This window comes from Sphingomonas panacisoli, from assembly GCF_007859635.1.
Taxonomy (GTDB): domain Bacteria; phylum Pseudomonadota; class Alphaproteobacteria; order Sphingomonadales; family Sphingomonadaceae; genus Sphingomonas; species Sphingomonas panacisoli.
In genome coordinates this window covers 250799-267645 of the sequence record NZ_CP042306.1, presented here as the reverse complement: position 1 = coordinate 267645, position 16847 = coordinate 250799, and the positions used below count along the sequence as shown (strand labels likewise).

The 16847-nt window shown below is 66.6% G+C and carries 19 protein-coding genes; 15 read left to right on the top strand and 4 right to left on the bottom strand.

Features of this window, described 5'->3' with window-relative positions; translation table 11 throughout:
* Positions 1-40 precede the first annotated feature (40 nt).
* Positions 41-526 (top strand): methylated-DNA--[protein]-cysteine S-methyltransferase, encoded by a 486-nt coding sequence (locus FPZ24_RS01330; RefSeq protein ID WP_146569364.1) that lies wholly within the window; start codon positions 41-43, stop codon positions 524-526.
* Here the strand turns inward: FPZ24_RS01330 and FPZ24_RS01325 are convergent.
* Positions 523-1515: a cell wall hydrolase gene (locus FPZ24_RS01325; RefSeq protein WP_240047561.1), complete on the bottom strand. Its 993-nt coding sequence runs from the start codon at positions 1513-1515 to the stop codon at positions 523-525. The genes FPZ24_RS01330 and FPZ24_RS01325 overlap by 4 nt on opposite strands.
* Positions 1516-1555: 40 nt before the next feature.
* Positions 1556-4225: a phosphoenolpyruvate carboxylase gene (gene ppc, locus FPZ24_RS01320; RefSeq protein ID WP_146569363.1), complete on the bottom strand. Its 2670-nt coding sequence runs from the start codon at positions 4223-4225 to the stop codon at positions 1556-1558.
* A 241-nt stretch (positions 4226-4466) separates the two neighbouring features.
* Between ppc and FPZ24_RS01315 the strand changes: the two genes are divergently transcribed.
* Positions 4467-5165 (top strand): PEPxxWA-CTERM sorting domain-containing protein, encoded by a 699-nt coding sequence (locus tag FPZ24_RS01315; RefSeq protein ID WP_146574065.1) that lies wholly within the window; start codon positions 4467-4469, stop codon positions 5163-5165.
* Here the strand turns inward: FPZ24_RS01315 and FPZ24_RS01310 are convergent.
* Complete coding sequence (locus FPZ24_RS01310; RefSeq protein ID WP_146569362.1) at positions 5162-5728, bottom strand: HNH endonuclease; 567 nt, start codon at positions 5726-5728, stop codon at positions 5162-5164. The two genes, FPZ24_RS01315 and FPZ24_RS01310, sit on opposite strands and share 4 nt — an antisense overlap.
* A gap of 96 nt (positions 5729-5824) precedes the next feature.
* On the opposite strand from FPZ24_RS01310, the gene gluQRS reads away from it, so the two are divergent.
* The 8 genes from gluQRS to FPZ24_RS01270 all read left to right on the top strand — a co-directional run bounded on the left by gluQRS (position 5825) and on the right by FPZ24_RS01270 (position 11749).
* A complete protein-coding gene (gluQRS, locus tag FPZ24_RS01305) occupies positions 5825-6691 on the top strand; it encodes a tRNA glutamyl-Q(34) synthetase GluQRS (protein WP_146569361.1) in 867 nt (288 codons plus the stop codon).
* Between the two features lie 9 nt (positions 6692-6700).
* Positions 6701-6925: a twin transmembrane helix small protein gene (locus tag FPZ24_RS01300; RefSeq protein ID WP_146569360.1), complete on the top strand. Its 225-nt coding sequence runs from the start codon at positions 6701-6703 to the stop codon at positions 6923-6925.
* A 32-nt stretch (positions 6926-6957) separates the two neighbouring features.
* Positions 6958-7512, top strand: a complete 555-nt coding sequence (locus FPZ24_RS01295; RefSeq protein ID WP_146569359.1) for a cob(I)yrinic acid a,c-diamide adenosyltransferase — start codon at positions 6958-6960, stop codon at positions 7510-7512.
* Positions 7513-7589: 77 nt separating this feature from the next.
* On the top strand, positions 7590-8849 hold the full coding sequence (gene egtB, locus FPZ24_RS01290) for an ergothioneine biosynthesis protein EgtB (RefSeq protein ID WP_146569358.1): 1260 nt from the start codon (positions 7590-7592) through the stop codon (positions 8847-8849).
* Positions 8849-9826 carry an L-histidine N(alpha)-methyltransferase gene (gene egtD, locus FPZ24_RS01285; RefSeq protein ID WP_146569357.1) on the top strand — a complete coding sequence of 326 codons (978 nt, stop codon included), beginning with the start codon at positions 8849-8851 and terminating at the stop codon, positions 9824-9826. Before egtB ends, egtD begins: the two co-directional genes overlap by 1 nt.
* Positions 9823-10596 carry a class I SAM-dependent methyltransferase gene (locus FPZ24_RS01280; RefSeq protein WP_240047560.1) on the top strand — a complete coding sequence of 258 codons (774 nt, stop codon included), beginning with the start codon at positions 9823-9825 and terminating at the stop codon, positions 10594-10596. The genes egtD and FPZ24_RS01280 overlap by 4 nt, the downstream gene beginning before the upstream one ends.
* 36 nt (positions 10597-10632) lie before the next feature.
* Positions 10633-11502: a 3-hydroxybutyryl-CoA dehydrogenase gene (locus FPZ24_RS01275; protein WP_146569356.1), complete on the top strand. Its 870-nt coding sequence runs from the start codon at positions 10633-10635 to the stop codon at positions 11500-11502.
* 7 nt (positions 11503-11509) lie between these two features.
* On the top strand, positions 11510-11749 hold the full coding sequence (locus FPZ24_RS01270) for a CBU_0592 family membrane protein (RefSeq protein WP_146569355.1): 240 nt from the start codon (positions 11510-11512) through the stop codon (positions 11747-11749).
* Between the two features lie 99 nt (positions 11750-11848).
* Here the strand turns inward: FPZ24_RS01270 and FPZ24_RS01265 are convergent, their stop codons facing one another.
* A complete protein-coding gene (locus FPZ24_RS01265) occupies positions 11849-13153 on the bottom strand; it encodes a NupC/NupG family nucleoside CNT transporter (RefSeq protein ID WP_146569354.1) in 1305 nt (434 codons plus the stop codon).
* Positions 13154-13334: 181 nt separating this feature from the next.
* Between FPZ24_RS01265 and FPZ24_RS01260 the strand changes: the two genes are divergently transcribed.
* The 5 genes from FPZ24_RS01260 (at position 13335) to folD (ending at position 16783) form a co-directional block, all read left to right on the top strand.
* Positions 13335-13772, top strand: a complete 438-nt coding sequence (locus FPZ24_RS01260) for a hypothetical protein (RefSeq protein WP_146569353.1) — start codon at positions 13335-13337, stop codon at positions 13770-13772.
* Between the two features lie 162 nt (positions 13773-13934).
* Entirely contained in the window at positions 13935-14588 is a 654-nt protein-coding gene (locus tag FPZ24_RS01255) for a queuosine precursor transporter (protein WP_146569352.1), read from the top strand.
* A 10-nt stretch (positions 14589-14598) separates the two neighbouring features.
* Complete coding sequence (argB, locus tag FPZ24_RS01250; RefSeq protein ID WP_146569351.1) at positions 14599-15498, top strand: acetylglutamate kinase; 900 nt, start codon at positions 14599-14601, stop codon at positions 15496-15498.
* Between the two features lie 44 nt (positions 15499-15542).
* Entirely contained in the window at positions 15543-15848 is a 306-nt protein-coding gene (locus FPZ24_RS01245; RefSeq protein ID WP_146569350.1) for a YggT family protein, read from the top strand.
* A gap of 38 nt (positions 15849-15886) precedes the next feature.
* Entirely contained in the window at positions 15887-16783 is an 897-nt protein-coding gene (gene folD / locus FPZ24_RS01240; protein WP_146569349.1) for a bifunctional methylenetetrahydrofolate dehydrogenase/methenyltetrahydrofolate cyclohydrolase FolD, read from the top strand.
* Positions 16784-16847: the final 64 nt, after the last annotated feature.

The window sequence follows — 16847 nt, the reverse complement described above, 5'->3', positions numbered from 1 at the left end:
GGCGCCTAGATCGTTGGTCGCAGCGACGAAGGACCCCGCCATGACCTATGCCTACGCCATCCACCCCTCGCCCGTCGGCAAGCTGAAGCTGGTCGCGAACGACGCCGGGCTCGCCGCGATCCTGTGGGAAAACGATCGCGAGGATCGCGTGCCGCTCGGCGCGATGACCGAACGCCCCGATCATCCCGTACTGGTCGAGACGAAGCGCCAGCTCGACGAATATTTCGCCGGCAAACGCACGCAATTCGACTTGCCGCTCGATTTCCACGGCACCGATTTCCAGAAAAGCGTATGGGGCGCGCTGCTGACGATCCCCGCCGGCGAAACGCGCAGCTATGCCGAAATCGCGGCGCAGATCGGCCGGCCGAGCGCCTGTCGCGCAGTGGGCGCGGCGAACGGCAAGAACCCGATCTCGATCGTCGCCCCGTGTCACCGCGTGATCGGAAGCGACGGATCGCTGACGGGATTTGCCGGTGGACTGAAAGGCAAGAAGTACCTGCTCGACCTCGAGCAACGCGCGGCTTAGTCGACCGTCGCCTGGTCCGACAGGTCCTCGCCCGACGCCGCACCGCTTGCCCCGCGATAGACGCTCACGCCGCGACCACCGCCGACGCGGATGATCTTGGCGTTCGACGTCGGCGCCGGTGCCGGCTTCGCGAGCGCCGCGCTGGTCGTACCCGACTTGGCGACGGTGGTCGCCGGCGCCACCGCGCCGCGATAGATCTGCACGCCCGCCACGCTCTCGACGCCGGCATAGGTCATGTCGCCGCCACCGCCACCGGTACGTCCGCTGACGGTCGGCTCGGTGCCCGAATACGGCTGGCGGAACGCGAGCGCGCGTTCCATGCCCGCGCGCCAGCGATAGAAGATATGCGCGCCGACCGTCGCGACCTTGTCCATGCTGTTCGCCCACCAGGGCGAGACGTAGTTGGCGTGGTAGAAGGTCGCCGACCCGACCGGCGCATAGACCGCGCCGGACAGCGCCGAGCTGGCCACCGCACGGGCGCGCGCCCAACCAGCGGCGCTCGGCGTGCGGTTGAGCGAACCGTCGCAGGTGAAGGTGAACTGGCACCCGGTCGTCCGCTGCGATCCCTGATAGACCACACCGCATACGCTGGACGGAAAGGCCCGGTCGCGGACGCGGTTGAGCACGACTTGCGCGACGGCGCGCTGGCCGTCGTCGGACTGGTTGCCCGCTTCGTAATAGACCGCCTGGGTCAGGCAATCGAGCGCGCGCGTGGCGTCGTCGGGGTTCTGGGTGGATGCGAGCGCGTTGAACGCCGGCGCGGCCTCGAATTCTGTGGTCGCGGCGCCATCGGACGCCGCGCCCTCGGGGATCGACAGATCGGTGGGTACGTTGAGGTCGAGCTTTTCGAGCATGACCTTGGGCGGCAGCTTGGGAATCATCAGCGTCGCGGTCGATCCGTCGTCGCCCTGCACGCACGCCGACACCGCCAGCGCAGCCATCAGGCCAAGCGCCATTCGCGCTGCCAGGAAGATCCCGCCCCGTTTCACGCCTCCTGCGGTAACGACGCAGGGTTAGGGACGAGTTAATTCAGCCCGAATTGCGCAACGCCGTCGCGATCGCGTTGATCGACAGCAGGATGCCCTCCGCGACGCGATCGTCCTGCTCCCCGGCGCGGTGGCGTTTCATCAACTCGATCTGCAATAGGTTGAGGGGCTCGATGTACGGTAAGCGCAGCCGGATCGAGGCGTCGAGCGCGGGGTGCTTTTCGAGTAGGCGCGACTGACCGGTGGCGTCGAGCAAGCCCTGTTTCGCCAGTTCCCAACCGTCGCGAATGCGCGGAAAGATTGCATCGGCCAGTGCGCGGTCCTCGACCAACGCGGCGTAACGCTCGGCGATGCCCATGTCGGACTTGGCGATCACTTGCTCCATATTGGCGAGCGTCGCGGCGAAGAACGGCCAGCCCTCCGCCATTTCGCGCAGCAGTCCCTTGTCGGCAAATCCGGTCAGCGCTTGCCCCACGCCGTACCAGCCCGGCAGCATCACGCGTGCCTGCGCCCAGCTGAACACCCAGGGGATCGCACGCAAATCCTCGATCGCATCGGATTTCTTGCGGCTCGCCGGACGGCTGCCGATCTTGAGGTTGGCGATCTCCGCGATCGGCGTCATCTGGCGGAAGAAGGTGCGGAAGCCCTCGGTCTCATAGACCAGCCCGCGATATGCCTTGAACGCGCCGGCAGAGAGGTCGTCCATCGCCGCACCGAACCGCGCCCGGTCGGCGTCGGACAAAGCCGGCGGCTCGAGGCTCGCGAGCAACGACGCCGCCGCCATCGCCTCCAGGTTGGTCGTGGCGGCTTCGCGCGTGCCATATTTGGCGGCGATAACCTCGCCCTGTTCGGTGATGCGGATGCGGCCCTGCACCGTGCCGGGCGGCTGCGCGCGGATCGCGGCGAAGGCCGACCCGCCACCACGCCCGACCGCGCCGCCGCGACCGTGAAACAGCTGCATACCGACGCCCGCCGCTTCGAATACCGGCGTCAGCGCCTCCGACGCGCGGCTCAATTGCCAGGTCGAGGTGAGATAGCCGCCGTCCTTGTTCGAATCCGAATAGCCGATCATCACTTCCTGCACGCCGCGTAGCCCCGCGATGGCGGCGATTTCGGGGAGCGCGAACCAGTCGGTCATGATCTGCGGCGCGGCCTCCAGGTCGCTGACCGTTTCGAACAACGGAACCGCCATGATCGCCGCGCTGGGCGGATCGCCGGGGACGTAGAGCCCGACTTCCTTGAGCAGCAGATGCACTTCGAGCAGGTCGCTGACCGACATCGCCATCGACACGATGTACTGGCGGATGCATGCCGGCCCGTATGTGGCGTGCGCGTCGGCGGCGGCACGGAGGATCGCGAGTTCGCTCGCGGTTTCGTCGGAATACGTGGCGTAGGGACTGACCAACGGTCGCGCGCTGGCGAGTTCGCGGCGGAGCAGATCGACCCGTGCCGCCTCGTCGAGCGCGGCATAGTCCTGCTCCACGCCCGCGACCTCGAGCATTTCCGCGACGACGCGCTCGTGCACCGCGCTGTTCTGGCGCAGGTCGAGCGTCGCGAGGTGGAAGCCGAACGTATCGACCGCGCGGATCAGCCGGCCGAGCGCACCGCCCGACGCGAGCGGTCCTTCGCCTTCGCCCGCCAGCGCGTGGGCGATGGTGACGAGGTCGCGGCGCAGCGCCTGCGGGCTCGAACAGGCTTCGCCCTTGAGCGTCCCCGGGCGCGGCGCGGGCTTGCCGGTGAGCGCGAGGTGCGTCGCCGCAAGCCGCGCATAGACCCCCGACAGTGCACGGCGATACGGTTCGTCGTCGCGGCTCGGCGCGGTGTCGCCGCTGCGCGCGGCGAGCGCGAGCAGGTCGTCGCTGACGCTGGCATGCTCGGTCGAGATCGACAGCTCGGCCCCGAGCGCATGCACCGCATCGAGATAATAGCCGAGCACCGCCTCGCACGCCTTGGCGAGCGCCGTAGTCAGCGACGCCGCCACGACGTTGGGATTGCCGTCGCGATCGCCGCCGATCCAACTGCCGGGCTTGAGGAAACTCGGCGTCCGCTCGCCCAGCGCGCGGTCCCAGCGCTGGTAGAGTCCGGGCAACACGGGCAGGAAGACGTCGCGCAGATACGACAGCGCGGTCTCGACCTCGTCGGTGACATAGAGCCGCTCGCGGCGCAGCACGCGCGTCTGCCACAGCAACGCGATCTGCCGCGTGATCGCCTGTTCGACATCGTCGCCGTCGGGCGTCGTGGTGGCCCCGCCGTCGCGCAGCGCCATCAGCGCGGCGATGCGATTGCGGTGGTCGATCATCGACTTGCGCCGCACCTCGGTCGGGTGCGCGGTCAACACCGGCGCGATCAACGCGTGGTCGAGCAACGCCGTGACCCTGTCCTTGCCGATCCCCTCCTTCGCCAGCCGGTCGATCGCGGCGGCGACATCGGCGCCCGGTTCCGCGGCGACGCCCTGGCGATCCTCCGCCAGGTTGGCGAGCATCGAAAACAGCATGAACCCGCGCACGAAATCGAGCGTCTCGTCGAGGCTCAGCCGGTCCAGCCCGAGATCGACATCGCCCCCCACCCCGCGATGGCGATCGACCGAAGCCGAGCGGATATATTCGGTGCGCCGGAACAGCTCGTCCCCGCCATAGGCACGGATCACGTCGCCGAGCAGTTTGCCCAGGAAGCGGATGTCGGGATTGTTGGTGATCGCGGGGAGGTCGGCCATGCTTTTCTTGCTGCACCGCAGCGCGCCGCAGGTCAATGATTACGATCCTTGGGGCGGACATGGTATTTTGTTGCGCTGACGATCGCGGCGCGCGCCTGTCCCATCACGGGGCCGCTTGGTTAACGAAACTGTTGACTCGAATGGGTCCCAAGCGCCTAATTACCGGCAATCGCGGCCCGAAAGCCGACAGATTCCATGAAAACATGGTCGCATCCGTATCGTAAAACAGGGAGCGTCCTTCATGATTCGATCCATTATCGCTGTCGGGCTCGCGGCGATCGGTTTGCACGCCGGCACGGCATCGGCCCAGAATCTCGTCGTCAACGGCAGCTTCGAAACCAACACTCTCGGGTCTGGCAACTATCGCGACATGCTGGTCGGCAGTTCAGATCTGCCCGGATGGACGATCATCGGCCCGAGCGGCACGCATATCTCGCAGGTCGACAGGAACTATGCCGGGAATGCCGGCTACACCTTTCCCGCGCAGGACGGCTTACTGTGGGTCGATCTCGCCGGCTATTCGGACAATGCGGCGGACGGCGTCCAGCAAACGGTCGCGACGATGATCGGCGCGAGCTACGACTTCAATTTCTACCTAGGCAACGTGTCGGGTGGTGCGTTCGGCACGCAGAGCCTGGTCAACGTCGTACTCAACGGCGTCAGCTTTTCCTGCGTCAACACGACCCAGACCCAGAACCTGACATGGCAGCCTTGCGGGCGGTCGTTCGTCGCAACGAGCGCGACGACGACGTTCAGCATCTCGAACGGCGATCCGACCTCGGACTATTCGAGTGCGATCGACAATGTCGTGCTGCAGCTGTCGGCAACTCAACCCGGCGGCGTGCCGGAGCCGGCGACCTGGGCGTCGATCATCGTCGGGTTCGGCGCGATGGGGGGCGTGTTGCGCCGGCGCAAGCGTGACGCGATGGCGCTGGCCTAAGCCTCCAGCTCGACATCCCAGTACAACCAATCCCGCCACGTATCGTGGAGATAGTTTGGCGGGAAGCTCTTCCCATGGTCCTGCAACTGCCAGCTGGTCGGGCGGATCGGCTCGACATGGAGCGGCATCTTGGCCTCGCGCGGGGTGCGGCCGCCCTTGCGCAGATTGCACGGCGCGCAGGCGGTCGCGACATTCTCCCACGTCGTGCGGCCGCCATAAGCCCGCGGAATGACGTGGTCGAACGTCAGGTCGCGCCCTGTCCCGCAATATTGGCATGAGAATTTGTCGCGCAGGAACAGGTTGAACCGGGTGAAAGCCGGGAACTGGCTGGGCCGGACATATTGCTTGAGCGCGATCACCGACGGCAGCTTCAGCGCGTGGGTCGGGCTGCGCACTTCGCGTTCGTAGTGGGAGACGATGTCCACCCGATCCAAAAAGACCGCCTTGACGGCGGTCTGCCAGGGCCAGACGGAAAGCGGGTAATAGCTGAGCGGGGTATAGTCCGCGTTCAGCACCAAGGCCGGGCAACTGTCCGGATGTCGCATCAGGTCGGGATGGAACACTCACGCCCCCATTCGCTTTCCTAGCGGGCTTCAACCCGACTAGGATGACGCCATGATGACAGCACAGGCCGTGACTCGCGGTCAAGAGTCGGCAGCGTGATTACGTCGCGCTTCGCGCCGAGTCCGACCGGACGGTTGCATTTGGGCCACGCCTGGTCGGCGGTGCAGGCGCACGACCGCGCGAAGAACGAAGGCGGACAGTTCCTGTTGCGGATCGAGGATATCGACGGCACGCGGTCGCGGCCCGAGCATGTCGCGGCGATCCTGGACGACATGACCTGGCTGGGGCTGGTGTGGGACGGGCCGGTCGTGTTCCAGTCGGAGCGCGTGCCGGACTATGCCGAGGCGCTCGACCGGCTGCACGCGAGCGGCCGCACCTATCGCTGTTTCTGCACCCGCGCCGAGATCGAAGCCGACATCGCCGCCGCTGGCGCCGCGCCGCATGCGGGCGACAAGCCGCCGCCGCATCCCGCCAAATGCCGCTACCGCAAGCCGCAGGACGTCGCGAAGCGGCTGGCGCGCGGCGAGCCGTTCGCATGGCGGCTCGACATGGAGAATGCGTTCGCGCCGCATTTCGGGATCGGCTGGGAAGACGAGATCGCCGGGCCGCAGACCGCCTGGCCGTTCGCCGCGGGCGACATCGTGCTGTGGCGCAAGGACGCGCCGGCCAGCTATCACCTCGCGGTGACGGTCGATGATGCCGCGCAGGGCGTGACGCATGTCGTGCGCGGGCGCGATCTGTTCGAGGCCACGCACGTCCACCGCTTGTTGCAGGCGATGCTCGGCCTGCCGACGCCGATCTATCGGCACCATCCTTTGCTAGTGGATGCAAACGGCGATCGCCTCGCCAAACGTCATGGCGCGCCGACGCTGGCCGACTTGCGCGCGGCGTATCCCGATGGCCGGGCCCTCGCCGATCAGTTGCGGAGCGGGACGCTTCCCAACGGCTATCGAAGCGCCTAGATCGGCGCCATGACCTTTCTCGCCATCCTGCTCCTCGCCGCGATGATCGCGACGGTCGCCGCGCTCGTCTACGGCGTGGTGATGTTCCTCAAGAATTCGTCGGCCGAAGTGCACGGCGACGGGCCGAGCGAATATGCGCTGAAATCGAACAAGGCGATGCAGTTCCGCATCTTCTTCCAGGCCGGCGCGATCCTGATCGTCGTCTTGATCCTGTTCGTCGCCGGGCAACGTTAGTTCGATGCGCTCTCCGGCGCCGCGACACTAAAATGGTCAAGCTCAACAAGATCTACACCCGAACCGGCGACGACGGATCGACCGGGCTGGTCGATGGCTCACGCGTGTCGAAGGCCGATCCGCTGATGGCGGCGATCGGCGATATCGACGAAACCAACACCGCGATCGGCGTGGCGGCGACCTTGGCCGGGGACGAGACGCACGCCGCGCTCGCCCGCATTCAGAACGACCTGTTCGATCTCGGCGCGGACATCGCGACGCCCGACGGGATCGACGGCGCGTTGCGCATCACGCCCGACCAGGTCGCGCGGCTCGAGCATGAGATCGACGCAATGAATTCCGCGCTCGCGCCGTTGACCAGCTTCATCCTGCCCGGTGGCGTGGCCATAGCCGCGCATCTCCACCTCGCCCGCGCCGTCGCGCGCCGGGCCGAACGCAGCGCGGTCGCCGCCAATGCCGCAGCCCCCCTCAACCCCGACGCCTTGCGTTACATCAATCGCCTGAGCGACTGGCTGTTCGTTGCCGCGCGCGCGATGAACCAATCGGCGGGCGGGGACGTTCTCTGGGTGCCCGGCGGCTCCCGATAGACTTTCGGCGCTGATTCTTCCGGGCTGAATGATCTCGATCATTGCGGCGGCATAATTTAGCGCCTACGGAGAACATAATGCGAACGAGGTTGGGCCTTTCGCCGACACCGGGAGCGCTGGCCGAGCGCCTGGCGGGTGTGCGCGCGCTGAGCGTGGCATTGGTCGCGCCGCTCTCTGATGCCGATGCCAGCGTGCAGTCGATGCCCGATGCCTCGCCGGCCAAATGGCACCTCGCGCACACGACCTGGTTCTTCGAGACGTTCGTGTTGCGCGATTTCGTGTCCGGTTACGCGCTGCATGACGAGCGCTTCCCGTTCCTGTTCAACTCCTATTACGAGGCGGAGGGGCGTCGCCACGCGCGCGACCGTCGTGGGATGATCACGCGCCCGGGACTCGAGGAGGTGCTGGCGTATCGCGCCTATGTGGATGCCGCGCTGGCCGACGCATTGCCCGATCTGCCCGAAGCAGCGCGCGAGCTGGTCCGGTTGGGCTGCCATCACGAGGAACAGCACCAGGAATTGCTGCTGACCGACATCCTCCACCTGATGTCCGAAAACCCGATCGAACCCGAAATCTGGCCCGGCGCGCGCAAGGTACCGGTGGCGATGCCGGGACCGATCGGCTGGATCGAACATGAGGGCGGCTTGGTCGAGATCGGGCATGACAGTCCCAACTTCGCGTTCGATTGTGAAGGCCCGCGGCACCAGGCGTTGCTGACCCGCCACGCCATCGCCGACCGTACCGTGACCAACGGCGAATGGGCGGCGTTCATCGCCGATGGCGGCTATACCGATCCGCGGCACTGGTTGTCGGACGGCTGGGCCTGGGTGAAGGCGGAAGGGATCGACGCGCCGCTTTATTGGGAAAAGCGCGACGATGTCTGGACGCGTTTCGGCCTCGACGGCCGCCGCGCGATCGATCCCGCCGCGCCCGTCACGCATGTCAGTTTCTTAGAGGCCGACGCCTATGCCAGCTGGGCCGGCGCGCGCCTGCCGACCGAAATGGAATGGGAAGCCGCCGCCGCAAGCCACGATGCCGACGGCGGCAATCAACTCGACACCGCCGGCCCGGTCGAACCGCGCCCCTCGGCCAGCGGCCCGGCGTTCTTCGGCGATGTGTGGGAATGGACCGGCAGCGCGTATCGCCCCTATCCCGGCTTCACGCCCGCCGACGGTGCAGTCGGCGAATATAACGGCAAGTTCATGAGCGGTCAGTTCGTCCTGCGCGGCGGATCGTGCGCGACGCCGCGCGGGCACGTCCGCGCTTGCTATCGCAACTTCTTCTACCCTCATCAGCGCTGGCAATTCACTGGCGTGCGCCTCGCGAAAGACGTCTGATGCTCAAACAGGAAATCGAAGACGGCACGCGCAGTTTCGCGGACCCGGCGTTCCGTGCCGACGTGATCGACGGGCTGACCCGCCGCCCCCGCGCGATTCCGGCGCGGTGGTTCTACGACCATCGCGGATCGGAACTCTTCGAGGCGATCACCGACCTCCCCGAATATTATCCGACGCGCACTGAAACCGCATTGCTGCGTTCGATCGCGCACGAGGTGGTGGCGAAGGTCGGTGCGGGCCGCGCGGTGGTCGAGTTCGGCTCGGGATCGTCGACCAAGACGCCTATTCTGCTCCACGCGGTCGATCCCGCCGCCTATGTGCCGATCGACATCTCCGGCGATTTCCTGCGCGAATCGTCGAAGGCGCTGGCCGAGCGTTTCCCCGGCCTGCCGGTTTTCCCGGTCGAGGCCGACTTCCTCAAGCCGATCCCTTTCCCCGCGCAAGTCCGCGACTTGCCAAAGCTCGGCTTCTTCCCCGGCTCGACGATCGGCAATATGATCCCGCTGTCGTCCGCCGACCTGCTCCGCGCGATGCGGGCGTCGCTCGGCGAGGGCGCGATGTTGCTGATCGGCATGGACCGGATCAAGGACGTCGCCACGCTCGAGGCTGCCTATGACGACGCACAAGGCGTGACCGCCGCGTTCAACCTCAACCTGCTCGAGCGTATCAACCGCGAGCTCGACGGCACGATCCCGGTCGATGCGTTCCGCCACCGCGCGATCTGGAACGACGATCGCGCGCGGATCGAAATGCATCTGGAAGCGACACGCGACATGACCTTCACGATCGAGGGACGCCCCTTCTCGATCGCGGCGGGCGAGACGATCCACACCGAGAATAGTCACAAATACGGCCCGCGCGACGCGCGCATCCTGCTCCGCGCCGGCGGCTGGACCCCGATCGCGGAGTGGACCGACCCCGAGGATCAGTTCGCGCTATACCTCGCCGAAGCCCAGGCGCCGCGCCCGGCGCCGTGAGCGACGGCGTCCATCCGGTCGCGGCAAGGGGGTTCGCGAACGGCGCGGGCATCTACGCGGCGAGCCGACCGAGCTATCCGCCCGCGGCGATGGATTGGCTGCGCGACCGGTTGCGGATCGGTCCGGGCAGCACGGTGGTCGAGGTCGGCGCGGGTCCCGGCAAGTTCACGCGGCTCCTGGCCGATACCGGCGCGGAGATACTTGCGACCGATCCCGTCCCGGCCATGCTTGCGGCGCTGGCAGCGGCGTTGCCCGGCACACGCACCGCAGTCGCCTCGGCGCAAAGCCTGCCGCTCGGCGATGCCAGCATGGACGCGGTCGTGTGCGCGACCGCGTTCCACTGGTTCGCGACCGTCGAGGCCGTCGCCGAATTCCGGCGCGTCCTGCGCCCGGGCGGTACCTTGGGGCTGATCTGGAACGTTCGCGACGTGAGCGTGCCGTGGGTCGCCGCACTGTCGGCGATCACCGACCGCTACGAAGATGCGGAGCCGCGCCAGCGCACCGGTGCCTGGCGTCGCCCGTTCCCCGCGCCCGGCTTCACACCGCTTCACGAAACCTGCATGCGCTACGAGCATCGCGGCTCGCCCGAGGACGTCATCGTCGGTCGCACGCTTTCGACCAGCTTCATCGCCGCGCTGCCCGACGAGACCAAGGCGGAGGTCGTGGCCGAGGTCCGCGACCTGATCGCCCGCACGCCCGAGCTCGCGGACCGAAACGAGATCGTCTTCCCCTACGTCACCACCGCCTACGATTGCCGCCGCCTGGACTGACCGCTAGGGCGGCCCCGAACTTTTCGGGAGCGAGCAATGCATACGGTCGGCGTCATCGGGGCGGGACAGATGGGCGCGGGGATCGCGCAGGTGACGGCGCAGGCCGGCTATCGCGTGCTCCTGTCCGACGTCACCCAGGAACGCGCCGATGCGGGTAAATCGGGCATCGCCCGCCAACTCGCGCGTGCGGTCGAAAAGGGCAAGATCGACCAGGCCGCGATGGATCAGGCGCTCGGCCGGATCGAGACGATCGAAGGCCCGTCGGCGATGGGCAAGTGCGACCTGATCATCGAGGCCGCGACCGAACGCGAGGACATTAAGCGCGCGATCTTCGCCGAGGTCGGCAAGGTGATGACGACCTCCGCGATCCTGGCGTCGAACACGTCGTCGATCCCGATCACGCGGCTGGCGCAGGCGAGCCCCGACCCGGCGCGGTTCATCGGCGTTCACTTCTTCAACCCCGTGCCCGTGATGGGCCTGATCGAGATCATCCGCGGCCTTGCGACAAGCAACGCGACCGTCGCCGCGATCGAAACTTATGCTTCAGCCCTCGGCAAGCAGGTGGTGCGCGCCAACGACGCGCCGGGCTTCATCGTCAACCGCGTGCTGATGCCGATGCTCAACGAAGCGTGCTTCGCGCTGGGCGAAGGCGTCGCGACGATCAAGGATATCGACCTCGCCTGCCAGCTCGGGCTCAATCACCCGATGGGGCCGCTGGCGCTGGCCGATTTCATTGGGCTCGACACGTGCCTGGAAATCACCCGCGTGCTGTTCGAGGGCACCGGCGACCCCAAGTTCCGCCCCGCGCCGCTGCTGGTGAAATATGTCGAAGCGGGCTGGTACGGAAAGAAGACCGGGCGCGGCTTCTACGATTATTCGGGCGCCGAGCCGGTGCCGACCCGGTGACCATGGCATGACGATCTACGACGTTATCGGGTTGAGCGGCACCGTGGTGATGCTCGCCACCTACGGCCTGACCGTGCTCGGCAAGATCGACCCGCAACGCGGCCCCGCGCTCGCCGGCAATTTCCTGGGCGCGGGCGCGGTGCTGATCAGCCTGAGCCACGACTTCAACCTATCGGCCGCGGTCATCGAGACCGCCTGGGCGCTGATCGCTGGGATCGGACTGATTCGCCTCGCGGTGAAGCGCTGAAGCCCGCTTGTGCTCCGGCGAAGGCCGGAGCGTAGGCGATCGAAGCGCGAGCTGCCGACACTCCGGCCGTCGCCGGAGCACAGTCACCAACTTGAATCGCTAGGCGAGCAACATTCCCGCCAGCGCCGCCGACATCAGGTTCGCGAGGCTCCCCGCCGCCAGCGCGCGCAGACCGAGCTTCGCGATCATCGGCCGCTGGTTGGGCGCGAGGCTGCCGGTAACGGCCATCTGGATCGCGATCGACGAGAAATTGGCGAACCCGCACAGCGCGAACGTCACCACCGCGACGGTATGCGGGCTGAGCGCCGCCTGCTGTTTGCCGAGGTCGATATAGGCCACGAATTCGTTGAGCACGATCTTCTCGCCGAAGAATCCGCCCGCCGCGCCCGCTTCGTTCCACGGCACGTTGAGCAGGAACATTACGGGCTTGAACAGAGTCCCCAGGATCGCCTGGAAGCTGAGATCGGGATAGCCGAACCAGCCGCCGACTCCGCCGAGAATGCCGTTGGCCAGCGCGACCAGGGCGACGAACGCCAGCACCATCGCGCCGACCGCGACCGCGAGCCGCACGCCGGTCTGCGCGCCCTGCGCCGCCGCCATGATGATGTTGGCGGGCTTTTCTTCGTCGTGCGTCGCTTCCGGCAACGGCTCGCCGGGCACGCCGCCTTCGGGCAGCAACGCGGCGGGTCCCTGCCCGCTGACCCGCGCCTCGGGCAATGCGATCACCGCATCTTCTTCGGCCAAAGTCTTGGTGTCGGGCATGATGATCTTGGCCATCAGAATACCGCCCGGCGCCGCCATGAAGCTGGCCGCGAGCAGATAGTCGATCTTGATCCCCATCGACGCGTAGGCCGCCAGGATCGTCCCCGCCACGCCCGCCATGCCGCTGGTCATCACGGTGAACAATTGCGGGGGCGTCAGGCCGGCGAGGTAGGGCTTGATCACCAGTGGCGATTCGCTTTGACCGACGAAGATGTTGGCGGCGGCGCACAGGCTTTCGACCTTCGACACGCCGATCACTTTCTCGATGCCGCCGCCGATCCAGCGTACGACGAGCTGCATCACGCCGAGATAATAGAGGATCGACACCAGGCTGGCGAAGAAGATGATGACGGGCAACGCGGCGATCGCGAAGCTGGTGCCGCCGATCTCCGGCTTGGCGAGCGGACCGAACAGGAAATCGACGCCGTTATGGGCATAGCCGAGCAGATTGGAGACCCCGGCCGATGCGCCATTCAGCGCGGCGACACCCCACGGCGCTTTCAATACCAGCACCGCGATCAACGCCTGCAGCGCGAACGCCGCACCGACCACCCGCAGACTGATCGCGCGGCGATTGTTCGACAGTGCGAGCGCGATCAATAGGATGACGGCGATACCGGCCAGGCCGATCAGGATACGCATGGATTAGTGGCCCCCGGGCTTTTCGTTCTTGCGCGCGGTTATGGCGGCAAAAAAAGCCGATGCACAGCCCCGCCCCGCGCACAGTCTGTAAGCTGAGGTTCATGTTCGGAGGATCACCTAGTCCGGCGCGGACCACGCGCTTTCCCTCGCGCGATCGACGTCCGTCACGAGGAGCAAAGCGATGACCGATGCATTCAAGACGATTGCGATCGCGGCCGCCATGACGATCGGCGCCGCCGCCGCCAGTCCGGCGTTCGCGGCGGACAATGCGATGAAGGTGTGCGGCGCGAAGTATCAGGCTGCGAAGACCGCCAAGACGATTCCCGCCGGCGAGACCTGGAACCAGTTCCTGGCACAATGCCGGGGCGGCATGGCCAAGCCGGCCGCGGTGACGACACCGGCCAAACCGGCACCGGCCGTAGCGGCGAAACCGGCGAAGGTCGTGACCCCGGCGAAACCCGCCACCGCGCCGGGCCAACCGACCGCCGCGCAGTCCGCCATGTACGCCCGGGAACGCCAATGCGGCACGCAATGGAAGGCCGACAAGGCCGCGAAGAAGGTGTCGGCGGGCGAGACCTGGCCGCAATATTGGAGCGCCTGCAACAAACGGATGAAGTGAGCGGCCGATCCTAACCCCAACCGTCACCCCGGCCTTGAGCCGGGGTCCCGCTTCTTCGAGCGACGGAAGAAGCGGGATGCCGGATCAAGTCCGGCATGACGGTAAGGGTGATCGGGATGCTCCGGTTTGACGTAGCCCCGTTTCCCGCTAGCGTTCGCGCGCATGGAAACCAGCTCTCCCGCGAGCCCGCGCTCGCTGTTCGTCTTTTCGATCCTGTACGGCGGCATGGTCTGCATGGCCGGCGTGCTGGGGGTGAAGCAGGTCGCGCTGGGGCCGCTCGCGGTCGAGGCGGGGATTTTCGGGTTCTTGTTGCTCGTCGTGCTGTCGAGCGCGGTCGCCGAACTGCACGGTCAGAAGACCGCGACCTTGCTCGTCCGGTTCGGCTTCGTACCGCTGTTCACCTCCGCCGCGCTGATCCAGCTCGTCCTCGCGCTGCCGCACGATCCCGGCATGTATCCGCCCGCGATCGACGCCTTCCCGATCGTCGTCGGACAGAGCGTGCGAATGATGCTGGCGGGCTTCATTTCCTACGGCATTTCGCAGACGCTGAACGTCTTCATCTTCTCCAAGCTCAAGGGCCAGGAGGGCAAGGGCCACCTCGTCTGGTTCCGCGGCATGGTGGCAAGCGTCGTCAGCCAGGTCGTCGACACCGTTCTGTTCATCACCATCTCCTTCTACGGCGAGCGCCCGATCCTGGGACTGATGGAGGGGCAGATGCTGACCAAGGTCGTGCTGTCGATCGTGCTCGTGCCGTTCCTGATCACCGGCTTCGTTGCGCTCGGCCGCTGGCTGGACGGAAACACCGCAGCGGCCTAACGCGCGCGGCATGACCGACCACGCCCCCTCGCCGGCACTCCTCGCCAAGGCCGAAACGCTCGTCGAGGCGCTGCCCTATCTGCAGCGTTACGCCGGGCAGACCTTCGTCGTGAAGTACGGCGGCCACGCGATGGGCGATCCGGAGGCGCAGCGCGACTTCGCCGAGGACGTCGTGTTGCTCAAGGCGGTCGGCATCAACCCGGTGGTCGTCCACGGCGGCGGGCCGCAGATCGGCGCGATGCTCAAGCGGCTCGGCGTCGAATCGAGTTTCGTCGGCGGCTTGCGCGTCACCGACGCCGCCACCGCCGAGGTCGCGGAAATGGTGCTGGCGGGCAAGATCAACAAGGAAATCGTCGGCTGGATCGCCGCGCTCGGCGGCCGCGCGGTCGGCATTTCGGGCAAGGACGCGAACCTGGTCATCGCCGAGAAGGTGCATGGCCGCGAGCCCGACCCCAATTCGGGGATCGAGCGTCATGTCGACCTCGGCTTCGTCGGCGAACCGGTGAAGGTCGATCCGACGATCTTGACCAACCTCGCCAAGGACGGGTTCATTCCGATTGTCGCCCCCGTGGCGCTGGGCGCAGACGGCGAGACTTACAACATCAACGCCGACACGATGGCCGGCGCGATTGCCGGGGCGCTGGGGGCGACGCGGTTCTTCCTGCTGACCGACGTCGCGGGCGTGCTCAACAAAGCGGGTGAGTTGCAAACCGACCTCGACCGCGCGGGGATCGAGGCGATGAAGGCCGACGGCACGATTTCGGGCGGGATGATTCCCAAGGTCGATACCTGCGTCACCGCGGTAGAGGCCGGGGTCGAGGCCGCCGTCATCCTCGACGGCCGCGTGCCGCATGCGATGCTGCTCGAAATATTCACCCGGCGCGGTGCCGGTACGCTGGTAAGAGCGTAACTACCGTCCTATATATCTAATACACCGGTCGCACGGAGAGCCACTTGATCACGATATTGCAAATCCTTCAGGTCATTCTCGACATCATCTGGTGGATCATCGTCGTTCAGGCGATCATGTCGTGGCTGATCGCGTTCAACGTGATCAACACGTACCACGACACCGTCCGTTCGATCTGGCTGGCGCTGCAGCGGATGACCGAGCCGCTCTATCGCCCGATCCGGCGCATCATGCCCGATTTCGGCGCGCTCGACCTGTCGCCGCTCGTCGTGCTGCTGATCATCGGCATCCTGTCGCGGATCGTTATCCCGAACATTGCTGCCTGGTATCTGAGCCAGGGCGCGCTCTGATCTAGCGCCGTCATGCGCTTGACCGTAAGGGCCGAGGCATGACGGCTAGCATCATCGACGGCAAAGCGTTCGCGGCAGCATTGCGCGAACGGATCGCGACGCAGGTCGCGTCCTTCCACGAAGCGGCGGGCCGCGCCCCCGGTCTAGCGGTGGTGCTGGTCGGCGAAGACCCGGCCTCCGCCGTCTATGTGCGGTCCAAGCATAAGGCGACCGTCGCCGCGGGGATGGGGAGTTTCGAGCACAAGCTGTCCGCCGACGTCTCGCAGGACGAATTGCTCGCGCTGATCGACACGCTCAACGCCGACGACCGGATCGACGGCATCCTCGTCCAGCTGCCGCTTCCCGACCATATCGACGAGCGCGCGGTGACGACGCGGATCGACCCCGACAAGGATGTTGACGGCTTCCACCCGGTCAATGCCGGGCGGCTGGCAACCGGGCTCTACGGCTTCGTGCCGTGCACGCCGCTGGGGTGCCTGATGCTGCTCAAGGATCAGCTCGGCGATCTGGCGGGGCTCGACGCCGTCGTGATCGGCCGGTCGAACATCGTCGGCAAGCCGATGGCGGCGCTGCTGACCAAGGAAAGCTGCACCGTCACGCTCGCGCACTCGAAGACCAAGGATCTGTCGAGCGTCGTGCGTCGTGCCGACATCGTCGTAGCGGCGGTCGGCCGAGCCGAGATGATCAAGGGTGACTGGATCAAGCCGGGCGCGACGGTGATCGACGTCGGCATCAACCGCGAGGCCGCGCCGGTCGAGGGCAGCAACGGGCGGCTGGTCGGCGACGTCGATTTCGCCGGCGCAATGCAGGTCGCCGGCGCGGTGACGCCGGTGCCGGGCGGCGTCGGACCGATGACGATCGCGGTTCTGCTCAGGAACACGTTGGTATCGGCGCATCGCCGTGCGCGCGTTCCTTATGACAAGGATGCGCTGTGATGGGGTGCGTTTCCGGCCGGGCAGCGATGTCATCGACATGACCTTGGCGGCGTATATAGTACGT